This is a genomic window from Rahnella laticis (assembly GCF_015644585.1).
Classification (GTDB): Bacteria; Pseudomonadota; Gammaproteobacteria; order Enterobacterales; family Enterobacteriaceae; genus Rahnella; species Rahnella laticis.
Genome location: NZ_JADOBI010000001.1, coordinates 1 through 23,857, shown reverse-complemented (window position 1 = coordinate 23,857; position 23,857 = coordinate 1). Strand labels below are relative to the sequence as shown.

At 51.6% G+C, this 23,857-nt stretch carries 14 protein-coding genes; 8 read left to right on the top strand and 6 right to left on the bottom strand.

Annotated elements, in window-relative coordinates:
- Positions 1-363 precede the first annotated feature (363 nt).
- The 3 genes from IV433_RS00070 to rcsB are packed head-to-tail and all read left to right on the top strand — an operon-like array spanning position 364 to position 4,878.
- The gene (locus IV433_RS00070; RefSeq protein ID WP_229893147.1) at positions 364-1,494 is read left to right on the top strand and encodes an MFS transporter; all 1,131 of its coding nucleotides are present in this window, start codon (positions 364-366) and stop codon (positions 1,492-1,494) included.
- A 38-nt stretch (positions 1,495-1,532) separates the two neighbouring features.
- On the top strand, positions 1,533-4,223 hold the full coding sequence (gene rcsD / locus IV433_RS00065; RefSeq protein ID WP_195812934.1) for a phosphotransferase RcsD: 2,691 nt from the start codon (positions 1,533-1,535) through the stop codon (positions 4,221-4,223).
- A gap of 4 nt (positions 4,224-4,227) precedes the next feature.
- Positions 4,228-4,878 (top strand): response regulator transcription factor RcsB, encoded by a 651-nt coding sequence (rcsB, locus tag IV433_RS00060; protein ID WP_013574620.1) that lies wholly within the window; start codon positions 4,228-4,230, stop codon positions 4,876-4,878.
- 72 nt (positions 4,879-4,950) lie between these two features.
- On the opposite strand, the gene rcsC is transcribed toward rcsB, so the two are convergent.
- The 6 genes from rcsC to gyrA all read right to left on the bottom strand — a co-directional run bounded on the left by rcsC (position 4,951) and on the right by gyrA (position 17,762).
- Complete coding sequence (gene rcsC / locus IV433_RS00055; protein WP_195812935.1) at positions 4,951-7,821, bottom strand: two-component system sensor histidine kinase RcsC; 2,871 nt, start codon at positions 7,819-7,821, stop codon at positions 4,951-4,953.
- Between the two features lie 67 nt (positions 7,822-7,888).
- Positions 7,889-8,515, bottom strand: coding sequence for an RHS repeat domain-containing protein (locus IV433_RS26330; RefSeq protein ID WP_195812936.1), 627 nt, complete (start codon positions 8,513-8,515; stop codon positions 7,889-7,891).
- Positions 8,516-8,883: 368 nt separating this feature from the next.
- A complete protein-coding gene (locus IV433_RS00045; protein WP_195812937.1) occupies positions 8,884-9,390 on the bottom strand; it encodes an Imm15 family immunity protein in 507 nt (168 codons plus the stop codon).
- Positions 9,390-13,583 carry a PAAR-like domain-containing protein gene (locus IV433_RS00040; RefSeq protein WP_195812938.1) on the bottom strand — a complete coding sequence of 1,398 codons (4,194 nt, stop codon included), beginning with the start codon at positions 13,581-13,583 and terminating at the stop codon, positions 9,390-9,392. Before IV433_RS00040 ends, IV433_RS00045 begins: the two co-directional genes overlap by 1 nt.
- Positions 13,576-14,826, bottom strand: a complete 1,251-nt coding sequence (locus IV433_RS00035; RefSeq protein WP_195812939.1) for a DUF2169 family type VI secretion system accessory protein — start codon at positions 14,824-14,826, stop codon at positions 13,576-13,578. Before IV433_RS00035 ends, IV433_RS00040 begins: the two co-directional genes overlap by 8 nt.
- Positions 14,827-15,110: 284 nt before the next feature.
- On the bottom strand, positions 15,111-17,762 hold the full coding sequence (gyrA, locus tag IV433_RS00030; protein WP_195812940.1) for a DNA topoisomerase (ATP-hydrolyzing) subunit A: 2,652 nt from the start codon (positions 17,760-17,762) through the stop codon (positions 15,111-15,113).
- A 260-nt stretch (positions 17,763-18,022) separates the two neighbouring features.
- Here gyrA and ubiG point away from each other — a divergent pair, with 260 nt between their 5' ends.
- From ubiG to IV433_RS00005, 5 genes are all read left to right on the top strand, one after another.
- Positions 18,023-18,760, top strand: a complete 738-nt coding sequence (ubiG, locus tag IV433_RS00025) for a bifunctional 2-polyprenyl-6-hydroxyphenol methylase/3-demethylubiquinol 3-O-methyltransferase UbiG (protein ID WP_195812941.1) — start codon at positions 18,023-18,025, stop codon at positions 18,758-18,760.
- 503 nt (positions 18,761-19,263) lie between these two features.
- Positions 19,264-21,546 carry a class 1a ribonucleoside-diphosphate reductase subunit alpha gene (gene nrdA, locus IV433_RS00020; protein WP_195812942.1) on the top strand — a complete coding sequence of 761 codons (2,283 nt, stop codon included), beginning with the start codon at positions 19,264-19,266 and terminating at the stop codon, positions 21,544-21,546.
- A 64-nt stretch (positions 21,547-21,610) separates the two neighbouring features.
- Positions 21,611-22,741, top strand: a complete 1,131-nt coding sequence (gene nrdB / locus IV433_RS00015) for a class Ia ribonucleoside-diphosphate reductase subunit beta (protein WP_195812943.1) — start codon at positions 21,611-21,613, stop codon at positions 22,739-22,741.
- A complete protein-coding gene (yfaE, locus tag IV433_RS00010) occupies positions 22,742-23,002 on the top strand; it encodes a class I ribonucleotide reductase maintenance protein YfaE (RefSeq protein ID WP_195812944.1) in 261 nt (86 codons plus the stop codon). It abuts the gene before it with no gap.
- A gap of 419 nt (positions 23,003-23,421) precedes the next feature.
- Positions 23,422-23,857: IS110 family transposase (locus IV433_RS00005; RefSeq protein ID WP_195812945.1), on the top strand; the 436-nt coding region annotated here is incomplete at its 3' end.

The window sequence follows — 23,857 nt, the reverse complement described above, 5'->3', positions numbered from 1 at the left end:
CCTCTTAGATTTTCTGGCACTAATGTATTCCGCCGGTAAATAATTAAGACTATGCGCAATCACAGTGACTTATGCTTTCTGATAAAATGCCCGGTTAGTAAGTTTGTGTGATGTTTTTCAGCGCCTGACAGCCGTTAAAAGGCGACGGATTAAGCGAAAAACCGGGTTGTCGTGCAACCCCTTCAGGCCCGTTTCAGAGAGATAAAAACCGGCAGGCAGGATTGATTAATTTTTTTTATAATTTCGCCAATCAGGACAAAGGGATTTTGCACCATGCCTCATGACCCGCTGCTCACACAGCCTGCTACAGAAAGTGTTTCAGACGTTGATTCACAGAATGCTTCAGAAGAACGGAGCGCCGGAATGCCTCAGCCCGGCGTCGCACAGCAACACGCGACACGGCTTATTTTTCTGCTTTCCGGCTTTGCCATGGCAGCCTGGGCACCGCTGGTGCCGTTTGTGAAATTACGGCTGGATATCAGCGACGGCACGCTCGGATTATTGCTGCTGTGTATCGGCGCAGGCTCGACATTTTCGATGCCACTGACCGGTTTTCTCACCGGTAAACTCGGGTGCAAAACCGTGATTTTAATCGCCAGCACATTGCTTTTGCTGGCGCTGCCGTTACTGACGCTGATGAACAGCGTGGAAGGTATGGCGCTGATTTTGCTGGTGTTTGGCGCAGCAATTGGCATGGTCGATGTGGCGATGAACGTTCACGCCGTGGTGGTCGAAAAAGCCAGCGGGCGCGCAATGATGTCCGGGTTCCACGGCTTTTTCAGCATGGGCAGTATTTTTGGCGCGCTGGCGATCACCGGCCTGCTTTTTCTGGGCATGACACCGTTTATTTCGGTGATGATCGTGGTAGCAGCGCTGGCCGTTTTAGTGGTGCTGACCAGCCCTCATTTTTGGAAAGACACCCGCCACGACGGCGACGGGCCGATGTTTGTTCTGCCGCGCGGCTGGGTGATTTTGCTCGGTTTTTTATGTTTTGTGATGTTCCTGACCGAAGGCTCAATGCTGGACTGGGGCGCGCTGTTCCTGACCACGGAACGCGGTGTTTCCGCCCATCAGGCCGGTCTGGGTTATGCGGTATTTTCCATTGCGATGACCATTGGCCGCCTGACCGGCGACCGTATTATTGCGGCAATGGGACGTTATAAAGTGCTGATGTTTGGCAGCCTGTGCGCCAGCCTCGGCATGATTTTACTGACCACGGTGGACAATCTCTGGTTTGCCGGTCTGGGCTTTATCATGACCGGTTTTGGTGCGTCGAATCTGGTGCCGATCATGTTCAGCGCCGCGGGAAATCAGACGGCGATGCCCGCCAGCATGGCTATCGCTTCCGTGACAACCCTGGGTTATGCAGGTATTTTGGCAGGTCCCGCGCTGATTGGCTTTATCGCGCAACTGAGCAGTTTGTCTGTCGCACTGGGCTGCGTGGCGGCAATGATGTTATGTGTCACGGTCTGCGCGAAAGCCGTGCTCCGATAAAAGAGTGATAACAAGAATGAAGGAAAAAATTCATCATCATGGCTGGTAAATATTTATCACTGACATCAACCAACATTACGCGTTTCTTCTGGTTGTTCATCCTGTTGCTGGTCGTGGGGCTGGGCCTTTACGGTTACAACTACACCAACGCGTACATGAACGACAAACTGCACACGACGCAAACCCTTGCTGATCAGTTGCAGAAGCGCATCGATAAATATCGCTACATGACCTACCAGATTTACGATGATTTTTCCGGCCAGCCGATGACGCCCGATGCGGTGAATGCGCAGGAAATTCGTCTGCGTCAGGATATGTTCTTCGTTTCCAAGCCGCACAAGAAAACGGATGCGCTGATTTTCGGCACGCATGACAGCTCGACGCTGGATCTCACGCTGAAAATCTCGGCATTTCTTGACGATCAGTGGGGCTCAACCACCCTGCCTTATTCCCTGTATTACCTCAACGGCCAGGACAACAGCATGATGCTGATTACTACCGTGCCGTTGCAGCAGCAGGATTCCCGGCTGAAAGAAAACTATTTCACCAGCACGCTGCAATCGCGCCGTGCGGAAATGCTCCAGCAGGCCAACACGCTGGACGAGCGGGAAAGTTATTCTCCGCTGCGCAAATCCCGCCAGAGCAATGAATATTCATTCTCCCTGCGCACGACTTTCAATAATCCGGGCCATCTGGCGACGGTAATTGCCTTCGATTTGCCGATGAGCGACCTGATCCCGTCAAGCATGGCGCGGGATAATTTCCAGCTCAACGGCAATACCGCGGACGTCAATGAAGGAGATCCGACCGACGATGGCGCCGCAAGCACCATTGCGCTGCAAGGCTGGTCGCTGGTCTTTAATGTTCCGCTGAACAATTCCCCGCTGTCGCTGACTTATCATGTGCCGCTGTTTAGTCTGGTTGTGGATCTGTCGCGCAACAACTTCTGGCTGATCCTCATCAATGTGTTCCTGATGGGGCTGGCGATGGCGAGCATCTATTTCATCCGCCATCAGTACATCCGCCCAAGCGAAAATATGGCGGCGCAGTTGCAGATGCAGCAGGCGCTCAATCAGGAAATTATCTCCGGTCTGCCGCTCGGTTTGCTGGTGTACAACTTCAGCAACCACAGCGTGATCCTGAGCAACAAGATTGCCGATCAGCTGCTGCCGCACCTGAGCCTGAATAAAATTGCCAATATGGCCGAGCAGCATCACGGCACGATCCAGGCCACCGTCAATAATGAGGTGTACGAGATCCGCATGATCCGCAGCCAGATTTCACCGGAAACCTACCTGTTCATGCTGCACGACCAGGACAAAGAAGTGATGGTGAACCGGACGCTGCAACAGGCCAAACGCGAGTTCGAAAAGAACCTGCAGGCGCGCAAACTGATGCTGCATAACCTGGGTATTGAGCTTAACCAGCCGCTTCAGGAACTCAACGGACTGGCGCAGGCGCTGACCGAAGAACAGCAACCGGAAGAGCGTCTGACGCTGGAAGCCAAGCTGCTCAACGAATCGCGTAACGCGCTGACGCTGGTGGACAATATTACCCTGCTGACGCGGCTGGAAACGCAGGACTGGCAGCCTTCCAGCGACGGTTATGTGTTATCGGCGATGGTTGATGAACTGTTGCTCGACGCCCTTCCCCGCCTCAGCCAGAAAGGGTTAGGGTTGCTGAACCATTTCCAGATTGCGCCGGAAGCGTCCTTCGTGGGCGATATGCAGGCGGTGAAGAAAATTCTGTCACTGCTGATTGATTACGCCATCGTGACCACGTCGCTGGGCAAAATCACGCTGACCAGCGAACAGGACGAAGATCGCCCGGACCAGCTGATTTTCCACATTACCGACACCGGCAGCGGAATTTCGAAGGAAGAATTGAGCAATCTGAATTATCCTTTCCTGAGCCAGACGTTAGTCGATCGCTTTAATCACGGGTCAGGACTGACGTTCTTCCTGTGTAATCAGCTGTGCAAAAAGCTCGGCGGTCAGCTCGAAATCCGCAGTAAGCTGAACATCGGAACCCGCTACACCGTGCGCGTGAAGCAGCGTCCGCAGGCGCAGGAAGTCGAAGCCGAACATGAGAAACTGCTCAATGATGTCACGGTTTTACTCGACATCACGTCGGAGGAAGTTCGCGGCATTGTCACCCGTACCATGAATGCGTATGGCGCGGTGTGTATTGTGGCAGATGAGCGCCAGGTGACGCGCGAGTACGACGTGCTGCTGACGGATAACGCACAAAACAGCGATAAATATACGCTGCTGCTGACCGACGATGAAGCCGGTTTCCAGCCGCTTGAAAAGCATTATATTCGCGTCAATTACAACATCAGCAGTGCGCTGATCGACGCAACCTTACTGTTAATCGAACAGCAATTTTCTGTTTCCGATGACAGTGTTTCACCCGAAGAACCCGGCGAAGACTCTCTCGACCAGTACGAAAAGCAGTTAAAATCAAGCGATTACTATCAGCTTTTTGTCGAGACAGTACCGGAAGATCTTGAGAAACTGTATAATGAAAACCAACGTCGTGATTTTACATCACTGTCACAAACAGCACATCGCCTTAAGGGGGTATTCGCCATGCTGAATCTGACTCCCGGCAAGCAAATGTGCGAAGCGTTAGAACAATACATCGCAGACGGCGATGCATTACAGATTACTGAAACCATCAATCACATTGATTCTTTTGTCTCCAGACTGCTCCAGCAAGGTAGCTAATCACATGAATAATATGAACGTAATTATTGCTGATGACCATCCTATCGTCCTGTTTGGTATTCGTAAGTCCCTTGAACAAATTGAATGGGTGAACGTTGTCGGCGAATTCGAAGACTCGACAGCACTGGTTAACAGCTTAAGCAAACTTGACGCCCATGTTCTGATTACTGACCTTTCAATGCCGGGCGACAAATTCGGCGACGGCATTACGCTGATCAAGTACATCAAACGTCACTATCCGCAGCTGTCCATTATTGTTCTGACCATGAACAATAACCCGGCGATCCTGAGCTCTGTACTGGATCTGGATATTGAAGGGATTGTGCTCAAACAAGGCGCGCCAACCGATTTACCCAAAGCGCTGGCCGCATTGCAGAAAGGCAAGAAGTTTACCCCTGACAGCGTTGCCAAACTGCTGGAAAAAATCAGCGCCAACGGTTACGGCGACAAGCGTCTGTCTCCGAAAGAAAGCGAAGTTCTGCGTCTGTTTGCAGAAGGCTTCCTGGTGACTGAGATTGCTAAAAAGCTGAACCGCAGCATCAAAACTATCAGCAGCCAGAAGAAATCTGCGATGCTGAAACTGGGCGTGGAAAACGATATCGCCCTGCTTAACTATCTGTCTTCCGTCAGCTCTCAGCCGGTCGATAAAGACTAACGTTTCAGGACGTTACTCTGATTGTTGAACGTTAAGACATAAAAAAGGCACCTCCGGGTGCCTTTTGCTTTTCTATTCCGGCTCACTTTCCCGCTTCTTGCGGACCAGCGCGCTGTAGTAACTCAGCGTATCGCGCAACGTTTCCAGCGTGACCGGTTTCGACAGACAGTTATCCATCCCCGCTTCCAGACAACGCTGACGTTGTTCGGCCAGTGCGTTGGCCGTCACGCCAATCACCGGCAGCGTATGGCCCAGCTCACGCAGTTTTTGCGTCAGGCCGTAACCGTCCAGCCGTGGCATGTTGACGTCACTGAGCACGATGTCGATATCGTGAGAACGCATGGCGTCCAGCGCGTCCATACCGTCATTCGCCGTCACCACGACGTATCCCATCGTGCCCAGCTGATCTGCCAGCAGACGCCGGTTTATCGGATGGTCATCTACCACCAGCAATGTGATATCGCTGTAATCGTGAACCACAGTGATTTCCGGTGCCGGTAAACCGCCCTCTTCTGCTGACGTTTCCAGCCGGTAAATACGGTTAAGCAGCGCGGTGATTTCCAGCGGCGTCGAGGTGCTGTGAACCCAGTACCCCGGACGCGTCTCGACCGGCGGCCCGATGTGTGCGATAGAAAACTCAATCTGCGCCGCCAGTTCACCTTTGTGGATGAGCGGCGTATCGGTGATCAGCACATCTTCGCGCTGGCTTTGCATTCCCGCCTCAAAGCGCTGAATATTTGCACCGTGGTAACGCAACAGCTGCATCAGATAGCTTTCCAGATACGCGTTACGCACATCCAGCCAGACCGTTTTGTCCTGCCAGTTATCGAGCGGTTCTGCGGACGGGAACGTGGCGTTGTACAACGGAATACGCACGGTAAACGAACTGCCCAGCCCCGGTTCAGATTCAACGTCAATATCGCCATCCATCAGGTTGATCAGCTTTTCACAAATCGCCAGCCCGAGCCCGGTGCCCTGGAAGTGGCGCTGCACGCCGGTTCCGACCTGGAAGAACGGGTCAAACAGGCGCGTGATTTCCCGCTCCGGGATGCCCACGCCGGTATCGCGCACCTGGAATTCCAGATAATTACCGCAGGTTCTGACGTTCAGAACGATACAGCCGGTATCGGTAAATTTGATCGCGTTATTCAGGATGTTGGAAATCACCTGCTGCAAACGCACCGGATCGCCGTTAAACGACAGCGGCACGTTGTGCTCAATAAAGCAGTAAAGGCCGAGGTGTTTTTTCACCACCAGCGGCAGGTAGTTGCCGGCAATATGGGTAATCACTTCACGGCATGAGAATTCCTGCGGCTCGATTTTCAGCTGCTCGGATTCGATTTTCGAGAAGTCGAGAATGTCGCTGATGATTTTCAGCAAAAGCGCCGAGGAGTTGTTCATCGCCGTCACCAGGCGGTCAACGCCCTGCGGCAGACCCTGCGTTTGCAGTAAATCCAGGTTACCGATAATCCCGTAAAGCGGCGTACGCAATTCATGGCTGACCGTCGCCAGAAACATGGATTTCGACTGGCTGGCCTGCTCCGCCGCATTGGCCATTTCCTGGAGCGATTCCTCCATTTTCACCCGCGAGCTGACATCAATCAGAACGCAGATCGCCACGTCCTCATTCCGGTAGCGCGAGTGAACGAAACTCAGCTGGATATTGTTGTTATTCTTGGTAATCACATCAACAAAATTGACCTGCTGGTCGCAGATGATCCGCGTAATACGCTGGCGGTCTTCCTGCGTCAGCATATTGATATAATTATGCGCCAGCTCGTTACTCAGGATATTCACGCCATCGCTGATGCGCAGAATCGAAATCCCCACCGGCGCCGAGGCAACAATTTTATGGTTAAACTGCTCATGCTCTTCCAGACGGAAGGCGTTTTCTTCCGCCGGTAAAAACATCTTGCGCTCAAACACCCAGGCCAGAATAAACAGCAGCAGGCCGGAGAAAATATTCAGCAATACGGCGTTGAAAATCAGTATCTTGAACCGTTCAAGCAGCGTGTTGAACGGCATTGAATAAACCACGCTCAGCGTGGATGGCGTCAGCGGTTTTTTATAAATGAGATCTTTATAGCCGTTCATGTAGCCGAAATAGGAGCTTTCTTCCGGGTAATTTCCCAGCGTCGCCGTGTTGCCGTCATCTTCAGAAATGCTCAGCAACGGCTGATCGTCTTCATCCAGCAGCGTCACGCCGGTGTGCTGGGCGTTAGGATTCAGCAAATCTTCCAGACGCAAATTTTGCTGAATGCCCATCAGCGCTTCGAGTTTATTACCGACATAAATTGGCGTTAATACATACAGATAGCCGGAATCTTTATTGCCGGATTGCGACACCCAGTACAGGCTGTTGGCTTTGTCCTGATTCTTGCCGTTGCGGTATTGCAGGATTTTCTCGTGCAACGATTTCAGCTGCTCCTGACTTTCACGCTCCAGCGGTTCGCTGCTGACCCCAAAATCCACCAGACACAAATTCTCGCCGCTGATATAGAACACACGGTTCAGATCGTAGGCATCGGAGAAATTGTCTTTCCAGTAATGGATCATGTTACCCAGCGAGGCCAGCGAGTTGCGGTAGCTGCTGTTAATCTGGGAACAGTCGGATTCAGGAAACAGCGAAAGATAGGTCGGTGGCGTGTTTTTGGTGCTGATCATGCCATTGATGATATCCAGCCCGTTCATGGAATCGCTGAGACGCTTTTCGGCCATAAACTTTATGCTGTGCATGACGTCATTGGAGTTTTTGACGTAGCTCTGCGCCAGATCGTAGTTGAGGTTATCCTCATCGCGGATCTCAGATTCTTTGTTGTGGAAGATATTCAGCACATAAAAGGTGGTCAGCAACACACCCAGTGTCCACAACATAAGCGCCAGCACCCGGAAAAGGTAACGGGAGATTCTCAGCGTTGTGCGAAACGAAGCAAGATATTTCAAGGATTAACCATTGGTGTAGCGGCTCAGTGAGCAGAATGTAGATCAGAATACACTATTGATCGGCTTTCTAAAAAGCGTTGGGGAAATAGGCTGGTGTAAACGGAATGCTAGCCAGGTGATCGCTGACCACATAATGCAGCTGACCTTTCTCACTGCGCGCGAGAGGTGTTAATGCCCCCGGTTCATACAGCCAGTGAATGCTTTCTTCACGGCCAGGGGTGCCGTCGGCGTAAACCGTCGTTTCTTCGATAAGCTGGTCGCTGCTCCATAAATAATCGTAGCCTGCGGGTTTGTTGCCGTTGCCACCTTCACGCCGTTTGCTGATCCGGCGGCCGAAGGCATCGCAGGCGTACTGCCAGCGTTCACCTTCGGGGGTGATCAGTCCACGTATCTGATTAAGAGCGTCCCACCGGTAACGCCAGACCTGCGGGCGGAAACCGGGTATTTCTGTCTTTTTCTCTTCCAGCCGTCTGGCGGTATCGTAGCGGTATTCACAATTTCCCCGCCGTATCACCCGCTCGGCGTGCTGGACCTGATTTATCCGTTCAGGGATACCGTCGTTGCCGCCTGTACGCCATCCGGTGCCGGTTATGTTCAGGTTCTCGTCGTAACTGAACAGCTCTAGCCGCGGGTGTACACCGGTTTGTTCCGCGTGGATTATCTGGTCGTCGCTGTTGTAGTGATAAAGAGACACTCCTCAGCGGGCATCGTCGGTGGCAGTTTTGTGGCTAAAACGAACATGGATAATTTCAAAAGCGCAACGCCAGATATATTCCTAACTGGGGCGATACCTGCACACCAAATATTCATTTAAAAGGTACATGGCAGCGCGAGATGGGTTTTTAGACGGATTTACACTTCACCGTTAAAATAACGAGCGACTGTATTGTGGTTATTCTTTATAGAGACATAGTGGACAACCTGAAGCATGAGTAGGTGTTGCTTATCCAGCAATTTAGGGATGTTAATTTATCTAATTAAAATATTAAAATGTGTTACGTGGAATGACTGGTTAGATAAACGAGCCGGAAAGATCTGATGATCTTTCCGGTTGATGCTAACTCAGTCAATAGGCTGTTCTAATATATACACCCTATTAGTATTGGTGCATTTTCCTGAAACATACACATCACAGCTATTTAAGTCTAAAAAGGTTAAATACTCCTTAACAAGGTTCTCCTCAATGGAGTTTTTTTGTGTTAGTTCTAAACAAGATAAAAGCCATTCTTTTTTTCTGGATATATATATATGCGGGGATAAACAGTTTATTTCCTTATAATCATCAAAATCCCAATCCGTTATAGATAAACAGATAAAATAATCCTCCGTTTCATCTTCCTTTAGATAACTCAAAGATACCTCACTAACATGTCTAATGAGTTCAATTCCTTTGCGAATTAAAATTTTATTTTTTTCATTAAAAGATAATTCACTAAGGAAAGATATGTTTTTATAACGAGAGAATAGTGGGATTTCCTCATACGATTCATAGTCACTGAAATAAATAGATAAATCATTCAGTTTCTCTTTTTTTATGAGGGTGTTAAATTCATCTTCAAAATTTTTCATTATATATCCCAACCATGTTCTTTAAGCCATTTTAATGTCTTACGGGTAAAATTAGGATCTGCATCATGAATAGAACCATTTTGATTAATTGCTCCGCCATTTTCACCATGTGCATGCCATTGTGAACCAGGAACGCTTTCCTCTGGGGCATCAATTCTTGTAACTTCTTTTGGTCCCTGGCCTTTCCTTACTTGATTTCTTGCATCTTTAGGCGGACAACAAGCCAACCCTAGCGGATCAACCCAAGCCAGCGGATTATGCACATATCCGTAAGGATTAAATCCGCCCGCCAGCCCTATAGGGTCCGGACTCAGATATTGCCCCGTTTCACTATCATAGTAACGGTGCCGGTTGTAATGCAACCCGGATTCTTCGTCGGCGTATTGCCCGGCAAACCGCAGGTTGCAGGTCGGGCGGTCATCATTTACTGCCAGACGGTAGCGGGTTTCTTTACCCCATGTGCTTAGTCTGCTGGCCCATGCCACATCGCCTTTTTCTGTCAACAGCTCACGTGGCGTGCCCATGTGATCGCTGACGACATAATGCAGCTGACCTTTTTCACGGCGTGCGAGAGGCGTCAAGGCACCGGGTTCATACAGCCAGTGAATGCTTTCTCCATACGCCGGGGTGCCGTCGGCATAGACCGGCGTTTCTTCGATAAGCTGGTCGCCGCTCCATAAATAATCGTAGCCTGTGGGTTTATTGCCGTTGCCACCTTCACGCCGTTTGCTGATCCGGCGGCCGAAGGCATCGCAGGCGTACTGCCAGCGTTCACCTTCGGGGGTGATCAGCCCGCGTATCTGATTAAAAGCGTCCCACCGGTAACGCCAGACCTGCGGGCGGAAACCGGGTATTTCTGTCTTTTTCTCTTCCAGCCGTCCGGCGATATCATAGCGGTATTCACAATTTCCCCGCCGCACCACCCGCCCGGCGGGTTGCACCTGACTGACCCGTTCAGGGATACCGTCATTTTCCCCCGTACGCCATCCGTTGCTGGTGATGTTCAGGTTGTCGTCGTAACTGAAAAGCTCCAGCAGTGGGTGTACACCAGTTTGTTCCGCGTGGATTATCTGGTCGTTACTGTTGTAGTGATAATGAGACGCTCCCCAGCGGGTATCGTCGATGCGCCGGACGTTGTATGCGCCGTCGTACGCCCAGCGGCGGTTCACTGCCGGCTCGCGTCCTGCGCTTTGCTCCAGCAGCATCCCTGTCGGTGAAAAACCTTGCGCCTGAGCAAATCCGGCGGCGCTGTGCCGCCGGGTTTCACGCCCGAGAAGGTCGTGTTCCATTTCCAGCGGAGTGAGATCATCTGCCCGCAGTTGTGTCAGTCTGCCGCTGATGTCGTAGTCAAACGACAACGCCTGCGCACCGTTTCTGCGGAACATTGCCCTGTGAGAATGCTCATTCCACTCGTGAACCACTTCGCGGCCATTAATACGCTCGCACACAAGATGCCCGCTGGCGTCGTATTCAAACTCAACCACTGCATCGTCGTTTTGCGCCCGCGTCATCCTCCCTTGGACATCGTATTCATAGGCCGTGGTGGAGAGCAGCGTGCACTGCGTCGCTTCTTCCTGCCAGACCTCCTCGCGCAGCAACTCATCACGGACCGACCAGTGCCAGCGGACTTCACGCTGGTCAGCATACCGCGCCAGAATCCGCCTTCCGGCAGCGTCGTAGTTGTACTGCGTCACGCGGCCGGTAAAGTCTGTTTCACTGATCACTTGCCCGGCAGCGTCACGCCCGTAGTGATAGGTTTCTCCACTGGCATTCGTGACCTGATTCAGCCGGGTCAGCGAATCGTAGCCAAAGTGGAGTTTCTGGCCATCGGGCCGTGTTTGCACCGACAGCAGGTCGAACGCACCGTAGGTGTAACAAGTGGTTTTACCCTCCCCATCGGTCAGGGTCGCAGGGCGTTTTTCACTGTCGTAGCGCATCTTTTGCGTTACGCCATCGGGCAGATGGATGGCCGTTACACTGCCTTGTTGCCCGGCGTGCTGATCACTCTGTGTATAGCGGGTTATCTGCCCCTGCGGATCGGTAACACTTTGCAGGCGACCAAAATGGTCCTGCGTGTAGTGGGTCGCAGCAGCATCCGGCGCAATCGCCTGGCTCAGCTGGTAATACGCATTCCAGACGTAGCGATGCTCAGCGCCATCCGGCCGGATATCGGCAGTCAGCAGCCCCTGCGGGGTATATTCAAAACGCTGAACCTGCCCCTGCGGATCGGTTCGACTGAGCATTTTTCCCTGCATGTTGCGGGTGAACTGCCATTCGCCGCCGTCGGGTTGAATCAGTTTAACGACCTGCCCGTGCTCATCGTACTGATAGCGCGTCACGTCGCCGCCGGTACGTTGAACGCGGATTATCTGCCCGTGCGGGTTATAGCTGTAGCGGGTTTCCCACCCGAGGGCATCGGTGTGTGACACTTTGTTCCCGCGATCCCAGCGCGTCAGCGTGATGCGGCCAAGCGGGTCCGTTTCCCGTGTCACCAGCCCGAAAACGTTGTATTCGCAAACCGTCCGGCCACCTTCGCCATCGAGGCAGGTCGTCACGCGGTTGACGTCATCGTAGAGATAACTGTCGCGATAGTAACCGCCTTCTGCCAGCGTGCCCGTCACGCGACCTTTGGCATCATAGCGGATGCTCACGTCCGTTTTATCTGTGTCTTTCCAGCGGGTCATGAAACCACTGGCGTCATATTCGTGATAAAGATGCGTGAACTGGAAGGTTTTGCACTCACCCAATCTGCCTGAGTTGTTGTAAGTACATTGGGCTAACCACTGGCGTTGTTGCTTATCGACACGCGCAATAGTGATCAGTTGCCCCTCTTGCCAGCTAAGCTCAACGCGGTAACCGTCACTGTGCGTGAGCGCAACCAGACGATCATTTTGATAAATAAAGTCGATATGATTACCGGCACGGTCGCGCAGGGAAGTCAGCCGGCGGCGCGGGCCAGACTGTGCGTCAAAGCACAGCGTTTGCTGAGTATGGCGATTAAAGATAAACAGCGTGCCGCTGCGGTTGCCGTACAGATGAAGGTGTGCCTGATGAAGATTAATCCCGTCCACGTTGTCTTTATCAGCGGCGGAATAGTAGCTGAGGGTGGAACCTTCCTCTGTGGTGAAGTGGATTTCCCGGTCATCAAGCCGTAAAGAATGCGACCAGTTATCGGCCCACTTAGCGCCGAAAATACCCGAAGCGTGGGATCGGGAGCGGTAGGTTCGGTTGAGTGTCAGCGGCAGCGTACCGGGCAGGTCGATGACTTGCAGGTTTTGCAGGAAATCGCCGGTCGCGATGTCAACCGGATCACCTTTCACGCTACAGGTGCCGCCGAAGTTACCTTCCTTATTGTCGGAAACCGTCGGCTCGCCATGCTTGCTGGTGGACGCTTTGCCGTTGCCTTCCGTGCGGAATTTGACTTTTCCGCCGCCGCCTAAATTAGCAGGCCGTGGAGGATAGGCATTGGCGGAAGGCATTGAGTCTTCCCAGGGTATTATTGAACCTTTGCCTTGCTGTTTCTTTTGTTTTTCGCTGATAGCACCACCAATAACGATGGCGGCTGCCATGAAAACATACTGATTCTCCATCGCCGTACGAAACCCGCGCAACGCATCCGGACCCGCTGATCCGGCAATGACTTCATAAGATTCCGGACTACCATTTCGCATAGCACCGGCAGCCAGAAAAGCGCCATACCAAGCACTGTCAGGCAGCTTCCCATCATTTTTTCCGTCGGGTTCATTTTCTTCATCGGTTTCAGGGCTGGCTGCTGAACTGATTTCCTTCAAAGAAATATTCATCTCCGGCGGCTGCCCGACAATGACGCCAGTGGTGTTTTTTTCGTTCATCCAGAATTTATCGCCGTGGCGCAATATGGGTTTCCCACCTACACGTACCGTTTTGCTGTGTTCCATCGGCTCACATTTCGCGCCGACCGTCCCGCTTTGCACGCCTTTGGCAACGCCAGGCTCATCGCCTTGCGTATTCGGGATAAAACTTTGATTGAGAACGACCACCGGGCAGCCATTGACTTTTACCTTTTTCACTTCCTGCACCGCATTGCCGAGGTTTGCCGTCACCTGATAAGGCACCGGCGGCGTGGCAGGCCCCATCGGGGTTTTACAGACGTCGGGCGACAGACAAACGACTGTCCACAGTCCGTCCTTACGCGCCATGTAGTTCTCAGCCATGAGCGGGTTCCTCCGTGTTTGTAATGGGTTTCGGCATAGAAAAGCCGAACAGTTTCTCCAGCAGTTTCTCCGGCTCCGTTTCGTAGCGGGCTTCGATCACCCGAACCGGCACGGAGGCAGGCAGCAGAAAGCGCCAGCACACGGTGACGTTAAGGCTGTTGGTATCAATATGCAGTGTGTCGAGGTTCATCTGGCGGGGAAGGAGCGTGCCGTCGTCCATACGCAACAGCACGAACGCTTCATGAGCCGGAAGTGAAAACCGTATCCCGCCATCCGGGGAAAAACCTTGTAAAGCTACAGAGAGTGAAAGTTGCGGATAGGGGATTTGCTGGTCTGCGGGAGCCGCATTCCAGTAGTTAAAATCAAAATCCTCAGGCAGGCCCGGATGCCGGTTTTTCAGCCATTCCTCGTCATAGGTTCCTGCTTTCAGACGTCGCGGCAGCCAGGCGCGCCCGGTAAATCCGAATCCGGCAGGCTGAAACTGTTTTGCCGTTAAGTCTGCGCGGCCGGCGATCAGCGATGCAAAATCCTCACTCGTCAATGGATAATGCGGATCGGTAATCTGCGGTGCAGGATAACGGTCAGCTTGTGTCGCGTGTGCGTACCATGGCGTGATAAATCCTTTACCGAGCGGGTTGTTCTCGCAAACGCTGTGAGCGAGCGGTAAATTTTCTGAATCGGGATGGCTGGCTTTCTGGATATCGGTCAGTTGATCGGCTTTTGGAATGGAATCAGCCCCCTCATCTGATTTATTCATTCGGCATTCACCGCCAAATGCCGCCTCCCAAATAATAGGCTGACGGATATACGGCTCGGGTTCTGTCAGTGACCATTGCTTGGTGATTTTATTTTTTAAGAAATCCCGTTTTCCATAGACAGTTAATTTCTTTTCTAAAATAGAATCACCGGATACGTTATTAATGGTCACACTAACGTTCTGTTTTAATACCGGGGAACAGTTATCTGCGCAAGCACTTCCGGTAACAATGATATCGCAGGCGGGTTTATACGGAGCAAGATCGCTTTCTTGTATAACCGAAGAGGTATTTATTTTTCCTAAATACTCATCCTGAACACTGAGACTGACTGAATCATCGTCGCAAATCCTCACACGATAACCTCCGCTGTCATCAGGCTCCAGCTGGTAACCCGCCTTCATTACCACCACATAAATTTCATTATCTTCCAGATCGAGCATTTTGAACTGCATCGCCGCAAAGGGCGTCAGATTTCGGAATTCCATTTTAAATACATCCTTTAATTTTCATCTTGTTTTAAATAAGACGCAACTGACCTCAGACTTAACAAAGATAAGAATAGAAGGAATCAATATTTTTCACGAGGTTAATTATCGTATTTTTAAAATAACAGTATTGACCATAAAAATAGTAACATCATGACAAAAGCAAAGCATATATTTTGACTTCACATCATTACATCAGTGAATAGGTATTAATATTCATGATAAATTAAATAAAAAAAGGGCATAACCAAAGTTATGCCCTTCATTTATCCGACTAAGAAAACTTATTCTTCTTCGTCGTCTGCTGGCTGATCGTCTTCACCTTCTGCGTCGTCCGGCAAATCGGCTGCTTGTGCCGCTTCCAGTTCGCCCGCTTCAGTGGCTACGCCATCCAGTTCTTCGTCTTCCACCGGCTCTGCAACACGTTGCAGACCGACGACGTGTTCTTCTTCTGCGGTACGGATAAGCGTCACACCCTGGGTGTTACGGCCTACGGTGCTCACTTCAGAAACACGGGTACGCACCAGCGTACCGGCGTCGGTGATCATCATGATCTGATCCGCTTCATCTACCTGAATCGCGCCAACAACCGGTCCGTTACGCTCGCTCACTTTGATTGAGATAACGCCCTGCGTTGCGCGGGATTTGGTTGGATATTCGGTGGACTCAGTACGTTTACCGAAGCCGTTTTGCGTCACAGTCAGAATACAACCGTCGCCGCGTGGGATAATCAGGGACACAACGCTGTCGCCTTCACCCAGACGGATACCGCGAACACCGGTCGCCGTACGGCCCATCGAGCGGACGGCTTCTTCAGAGAAGCGCACCACTTTACCGGCCGCAGAGAACAGCATGACTTCATCTTTACCGTCAGTCAGGTCAACACCAATCAGCTCATCACCCTCGTTCAGGTTGATAGCGATGATGCCGGCGCTGCGCGGACGGCTGAAATCGGTCAGAGCAGTTTTCTTCACGGTACCGCTGGCGGTGGCCATGAACACATGACGGCCTTCTTCGTACTCGCGTACTGGCAGAATGGCAGTAATACGTTCGTTTGGCTCAAGCGGCAGTAAGTTGACGATCGGACGGCCACGGGCACCGCGGCTGGCTTCCGGCAACTGATAGACTTTCATCCAGTACAGACGTCCGCGACTTGAGAACATCAGAATGGTGTCATGGGTGTTAGCCACCAGCAGACGGTCGATAAAGTCTTCTTCTTTAATACGTGCGGCTGACTTGCCTTTACCACCGCGACGCTGCGCTTCATAGTCGGTCAGAGGCTGATATTTCACATAACCCTGATGCGACAATGTCACCACAACGTCTTCCTGATTGATCAGGTCTTCGATGTTGATGTCAGAAGAGTTCGCCGTAATTTCGGTGCGACGCGGATCGTTATACTGATCGCGGATCGCTTCCAGTTCTTCACGAATGACTTCCATCAGACGGTCAGGGTTGTTAAGGATGTACAAAAGCTCGGCGATTTGAACCAGCAGCTCTTTGTATTCATCCAGCAGTTTTTCGTGCTCAAGGCCGGTCAGTTTCTGCAAACGCAGATCCAGAATCGCCTGTGCCTGCTGTTCAGTCAGGAAGTATTTTCCGTCGTGAATACCAAACTCAGGTTCCAGCCATTCAGGACGGGCCGCATCATCACCGGCGCTTGCCAGCATCGCAGCAACGTTACCCAGATCCCATGAACGCGCAATCAGGCCCGCTTTCGCTTCAGCCGGAGATTGTGCAGCACGGATCAGTTCGATAATAGGATCGATGTTTGCCAGCGCGATCGCCAGTGCTTCAAGGATATGCGCACGGTCACGGGCTTTACGCAGTTCGAAAATAGTACGGCGCGTCACGACTTCGCGGCGGTGACGAACAAACGCAGACAGGATTTCTTTCAGACCGAGAATCTTCGGCTGACCCTGGTGCAATGCCACCATGTTGATGCCGAAAGAGGTCTGTAACTGAGTCAGTGAATAGAGGTTGTTCAGAACCACTTCACCGACGGCGTCGCGTTTGATTTCGATGACGATACGCATACCGTCTTTGTCGGACTCATCACGCAGAGCGCTGATGCCTTCGACACGTTTTTCTTTCACCAGCTCGGCGATCTTTTCGATCAGACGGGCTTTGTTCACCTGATACGGGATCTCGTGAACAATGATGGTTTCGCGACCGGTTTTGGCGTCCGCTTCCACTTCAGCGCGGGCACGGATGGAGATTTTGCCACGGCCGGTACGGTAAGCTTCTTCGATACCACGACGACCATTGATGATCGCCGCCGTCGGGAAGTCAGGCCCCGGGATGTGTTCCATCAGCCCTTCAATGCTGATGTTTTCATCTTCGATGTACGCCAGACAGCCGTTGATCACTTCTGTGAGGTTATGCGGCGGAATATTGGTCGCCATACCGACCGCGATACCTGACGAGCCGTTAACCAGCAGGTTAGGAATACGCGTTGGCATTACCGCAGGAATTTGTTCGGTGCCGTCATAGTTTGGCACGAAATCGACAGTTTCTTTTTCTAAGTCTGCCAGCAATTCGTGTGCAATTTTTGACATGCGGATTTCGGTATAACGCATGGCGGCGGCGGAATCGCCATCCACCGAACCGAAGTTACCCTGCCCGTCCACCAGCATATAGCGAAGTGAGAAAGGCTGAGCCATACGAACGATGGTGTCATAAACAGCAGTATCACCGTGCGGGTGATATTTACCGATAACGTCACCGACCACACGGGCCGATTTTTTGTAGGCTTTATTCCAGTCGTTACCGAGGACATTCATTGCGAAAAGTACGCGGCGGTGCACCGGTTTCAAACCATCTCGCACATCTGGGAGCGCACGTCCGACAATGACGGACATCGCATAATCCAGGTAAGAGTTTTTCAGCTCTTCTTCGATGTTAATCGGTGTGATTTCTCTGGCAAGGTCGCTCATGGAGCTGCTATCCCTCTACTGATTATTCATGGCCGCTGCCCACGTAGGCATATATAGCGCAAAGGTGTAAAACTATACCACAAACCAGCCAAACGTGGAAAACAACCTCCCCCTTTTGCGCAGTATTATCCAACATGATTCAAACCTTTGCGCAAAGCGCGTGAATTCGTACAAAGATTAGCCAGCGGCGACAAAACTGAACCAAACCGGACGGAATATGTATAATCCGCTCATCTGGATATAAGGAGTTCATCACGCTCATGACAACCACACCGGCCTCTAAGCCACAGAATATTGACCATGAAGAAATCGCCAAGTTTGAGGCCGTCGCCTCGCGCTGGTGGGATCTGGAAGGCGAATTCAAACCCCTTCACCGCATTAATCCACTTCGCCTGAACTACATTCTTGAGCGCGCCGACGGCCTGTTCGGGAAGAAGGTTCTCGACGTCGGCTGCGGCGGCGGAATTTTAAGTGAAAGCATGGCGGTGGCCGGCGCAGAAGTGACCGGTCTGGACATGGGCGGCGAGCCGTTGCAGGTCGCGCGTCTGCATGCGCTGGAAAGCGGTGTGAAAGTCACTTACGTGCAGGAAACGGTTGAAGCGCACGCCGAAACCCATCCACAGCAATACGATGTGGTCACCTGTATGGAAATGCTTGAGCACGTGCCGGATCCGGCGTCCGTGGTTGCGGCCTGCGCCCGTCTGGTGAAGCCCGGCGGCCACGTCTTCTTCTCCACCATCAACCGCAATAACAAAGCCTGGCTGATGGCGATTTTTGGCGCAGAATATGTGCTGAAGATGGTGCCGAAGGGCACGCATGACATTAAAAAGTTCATCAAGCCGTCAGAGCTGCTGAACATGATTGACCGCACACCGCTGTTTGAACGCCACATTATGGGGCTGCATTACAACCCGCTGACCGACCATTTCAAGCTCGGGCCAAACGTCGATGTGAATTACATGATTCATACCCAGGCTGAAAATAACAGCGCGAGCTGAGTGCGCGAAATCACCTCCACGTCAAGCCCGGAAGATGCGTTCCGGGCTCAAATCTTCAGAGTTTTCCCGAACATCCCTGCTCTTAATTTCACTTAAACCTTAGTTTTTAGGGCGTTGGTTCATCCGGCAGGCGCAACATGTTTTTTTAGAATAGTTATCCAGATCAATATAGCGTTTTTTTCTAACGTTTAATAAACCGGCAGTCGATCACCTTTCGCAAAAATATAAGAAAATCGTATCTCAGATATTGACAGGTTTGTCGCGCCAGCAATGACGGACTCCTCAGGCTTGAGGCAAAAATTTCTCCCCAACTTATCCACAAAACAGGCCATTTTGTTCACTTGCAAAAGGGCCATTCAGTCACTATCTTGTCATCAGAAAATAACAAACCCACAATATATTGTGTTTATATCCTGACCAGCACACAAGGGACTCTTTGTGCTGTCGCGCGTGTTTTCACGGCCAGGTCAGGCACTGTATAAACCTTTGAGGTATCACCCCGAATGAACCAAAGTCTGCTTGTTACTAAACGTGATGGCCGCACAGAACGCATCAACCTTGATAAAATCCACCGTGTCATTGACTGGGCAGCGGAAGGTCTTCAAAACGTATCAGTTTCTCAAGTAGAACTTCGTTCACACATCCAGTTCTATGACGGGATTAAAACCGCTGATATTCATGAAACGATTATCAAAGCGGCTGCCGATCTAATCTCCAAAGATGCCCCGGATTACCAATATCTGGCTGCCCGTCTGGCGATCTTCCATCTGCGCAAAAAAGCCTACGGCCAGTTTGAACCACCAAAACTGCTGGCTCAGGTCACCCGCATGGTTGAAATGGGTAAATACGACAAACATCTGCTGGAAGACTACACGGCTGAAGAGTTCGAGCAGATGGACAGTTTTATTGACCACTGGCGCGACATGAATTTCTCCTACGCTGCTGTCAAACAGCTCGAAGGGAAATACCTGGCCCAGAACCGTGTGACCGGCGATATCTACGAGAGCGCACAGTTCCTCTATATTCTGGTTGCCGCGTGCCTGTTCTCCGGCTACCCGCGTGAAACCCGTCTGGACTACATCAAACGTTTCTACGACGCAATTTCAACGTTCAAAATTTCCCTGCCTACGCCGATCATGTCTGGCGTGCGCACACCGACCCGTCAGTTCAGCTCCTGCGTTCTGATTGAATGTGGCGACAGCCTGGATTCCATCAACGCAACGTCCAGCGCCATCGTGAAATACGTTTCCCAACGTGCCGGTATCGGCATCAACGCCGGTCGCATCCGTGCGCTGGGCAGCCCGATCCGTGGCGGCGAAGCGTTCCACACCGGTTGTATCCCGTTCTACAAACACTTCCAGACTGCGGTGAAGTCCTGCTCTCAGGGCGGCGTTCGCGGCGGCGCCGCGACTTTGTTCTACCCGATGTGGCATCTGGAAGTAGAAAGCCTGCTGGTGCTGAAAAACAACCGTGGTGTTGAAGGCAACCGCGTCCGTCATATGGACTATGGCGTGCAGATCAACAAACTGATGTATCAGCGTCTGGTGAAAGGCGGCGATATCACGCTGTTCAGCCCGTCCGACGTGCCTGGCCTGTACGATGCGTTCTTTGCCGATCAGGACGAATTCGAGCGTCTGTATGAGAAATACGAGCAAGACAGCAGCATCCGTAAGCAGAAAGTGAAAGCGGTTGAGCTGTTCTCACTGATGATGCAGGAACGTGCTTCTACCGGCCGTATCTACATTCAGCACGTTGACCATTGCAACACTCACAGCCCGTTTGATCCGGCTATCGCGCCCGTTCGCCAGTCCAACCTGTGTCTGGAAATCGCGCTGCCAACCAAACCGCTGGACGACGTGAACGACGAAAACGGCGAGATTGCGCTGTGTACGCTGTCTGCCTTTAACCTCGGCGCAATTGAAAGCCTCGACGATCTGGAAGAGCTGGCGGTTCTGGCCGTTCGCGCACTCGACGCCCTGCTCGATTATCAGGATTACCCGATCAAGGCCGCAAAACGCGGTGCGATGGGCCGCCGTACTCTGGGTATCGGCGTGATCAACTACGCGTACTATCTGGCGAAAAATGGCGTGCGTTATTCTGACGGCAGCGCCAACAACCTGACGCACAAAACGTTCGAAGCCATTCAGTATTACCTGCTGAAAGCCTCCAACGAACTGGCGAAAGAACAAGGCGCATGCCAGTGGTTCAACGAAACCACTTACTCGCAAGGCATCATGCCGGTCGATACGTACAAGAAAGATCTGGATGCAATTTGCGACGAGCCGCTGCATCTGGACTGGGATTCCCTGCGCGAAAGCATCAAAACCCACGGCCTGCGTAACTCCACGCTGTCCGCGCTGATGCCTTCCGAGACGTCTTCGCAGATCTCCAATGCTACCAACGGCATCGAGCCACCGCGCGGCCACATCAGCATTAAAGCGTCGAAAGACGGCATCCTGCGCCAGGTTGTGCCTGAGTATGAGCGTCTGAAAGATCAGTACGAATTACTGTGGGACATGCCAAACAACGACGGTTATCTGCAACTGGTTGGCGTGATGCAGAAATTCATCGACCAGGCGATTTCGTCGAATACTAACTACGACCCGTCGCGCTTCCCGAACAGCAAAGTGCCGATGAAACAGTTGTTGAAAGACCTGCTCACGGCCTACAAATTCGGCGTAAAAACGCTGTACTATCAGAACACCCGCGACGGTGCTGACGATGTGCAGGAAGATATGAAGGCTGAAGTGGCTGACGACTGCGAAAGCGGTGCCTGCAAAATCTAATCGTCTGTTTTGATTTATCATTTTAAATAAAGCCCCTTAAACGGGGCTTTTGTCCGAGGACAATATGGCTTATAGCACTTTCTCTCAGAACAAAAATAACCAATTGCTGGAACCGATGTTTTTCGGCCAGTCAGTCAACGTTGCCCGTTTCGACCAGCAGAAACATGAGATCTTTGAGAAGCTGATCGAAAAGCAGCTGTCCTTCTTCTGGCGCCCTGAAGAGATTGATGTTTCCCGCGACCGTATCGATTTTCAGGCCTTGCCGGATCACGAAAAACACATCTTCCTGAGCAACCTGAAATACCAGACTCTGCTCGATTCCATTCAGGGACGCAGCCCGAACGTTGCGCTGTTACCGCTGATTTCCATTCCAGAGCTGGAAACCTGGGTCGAAACCTGGGCGTTTTCAGAAACGATTCACTCTCGTTCTTACACGCACATCATCCGTAACATCGTGAACGATCCGGCGATTGTGTTTGACGATATCGTGACCAACGAAGAAATCCTCAAGCGCGCGAAAGACATCTCCGGTTACTACGACACGCTGATCGAAATGACCAGTTACTATCACCTGCTGGGCGAAGGCACACATCAGGTGAATGGCAAAACCGTGGTGGTAAACCTGCGTGAACTGAAGAAGAAACTCTACATCTGCCTGATGAGCGTTAACGCGCTGGAAGCCGTGCGTTTCTACGTCAGCTTCGCCTGTTCGTTTGCCTTTGCTGAGCGCGAACTGATGGAAGGGAATGCGAAAATCATCAAGATGATCGCCCGCGACGAAGCGCTGCATCTGACCGGCACTCAGCACGCCCTGAACCTGCTGCGTTCAGGTCAGGACGACCCGGAAATGGTGGAAATCGCCAAAGAGTGTGAGCAGGAATGCCATGACCTGTTCGTACTGGCTGCGCAACAGGAAAAAGACTGGGCGGAATATCTGTTCAAAGACGGTTCCATGATTGGTTTGAACAAAGACATTTTGTGCCAGTACGTGGAATACATCACCAACATCCGCATGCAGGCCGTGGGCCTGAGCGCACCGTTCAAAACCCGCTCTAACCCGATCCCATGGATCAACGCGTGGCTGGTTTCTGACAACGTGCAGGTTGCGCCGCAGGAAGTGGAAGTCAGCTCCTATCTGGTCGGCCAGATTGACTCTGAAGTTCACGCCGACGATTTGAGTGATTTCGAGCTTTAAATGACGGACAGGACGATCACACTTTCAGCAACCGGCCAGCAACTGGCCTGCAAATCCGGCCACCGGAATTTGCTGGAAGTGTTTGAGCATCATCAGGTTGAAGTGGAATACCAGTGCCGGGAAGGTTATTGCGGATCATGTCGCATGAAGCTCGTTCGCGGGACGGTTGAGTACAGTGAGAAACCCCTGGCGTTTGTGGCGGAAGGCGATGTCCTTCCCTGCTGCTGCCTGCCGGTGGGGGATATTGAAGTTGAATTTTAGCGGGCTGCTGACTGGCTTCCGGTTTAAATTCTAATTCAAAATCAAGGTCGTGGGCATCGGCCCACACCGACCAGAGGGAGAATAAACCTTCTCCCTCTGGACTCCCGCGTTTTATCACTACGCGCTGTCGCTGGGCCGATGGACATGTTCTGAGGCTTGGGCGCGTGGCGCAAAACCCTGCCGCTGCGCGGTGCCTTCTCTCGGTGCTAGAGCCTTGTATCTTGTTTTTCGTAGTGGTTAGCTACCATTACATGAAACAGAGTGAGCCTGATTCGAGCCTCATGAGAAAATCCTGGACCTAAGTAAAAGCCCTCTGTTTCACCTTTCACGCCAGCATTGAAATTGGACGGTTACCAAGAGCTCTGACTCTGTATATACAAGGCGAATAGGCGTGATGGTTTATGTGAAAGGAGCCCCCCATGCATTATGTTGGAATTGATATTAGTAAGAAGAAATTAGATATCTGTTTATTGATCCGTGACGCTGATGAAAAACTTAAGCGTAAGACGAAAATTATTGATAATAACCATAACTCTGCCAGTGCTATCGTCGACTGGTTGGGTAAACAAAAGTGCTCGTTCGAGGATATCAGAATCACTCTGGAATCTACCGGCACTTATCACGAAATCCTCTGTAATAGCCTGTACGACGCAGGCATTCACCTCTCTATTGTTAACCCATATCGTATCCGTGAGTTTGCTAAAGGCATGGGCATTTTAACAAAAACAGACACTGTTGATGCCTTCGTACTCGCACGCTACGGTGAACTTAAAAAACCAACAGCATGGATAGCACCACCGCCAGAAATTCGAGAGCTGAAGTCACTTATCAAACGCCGTGACGCCCTTCTGACTG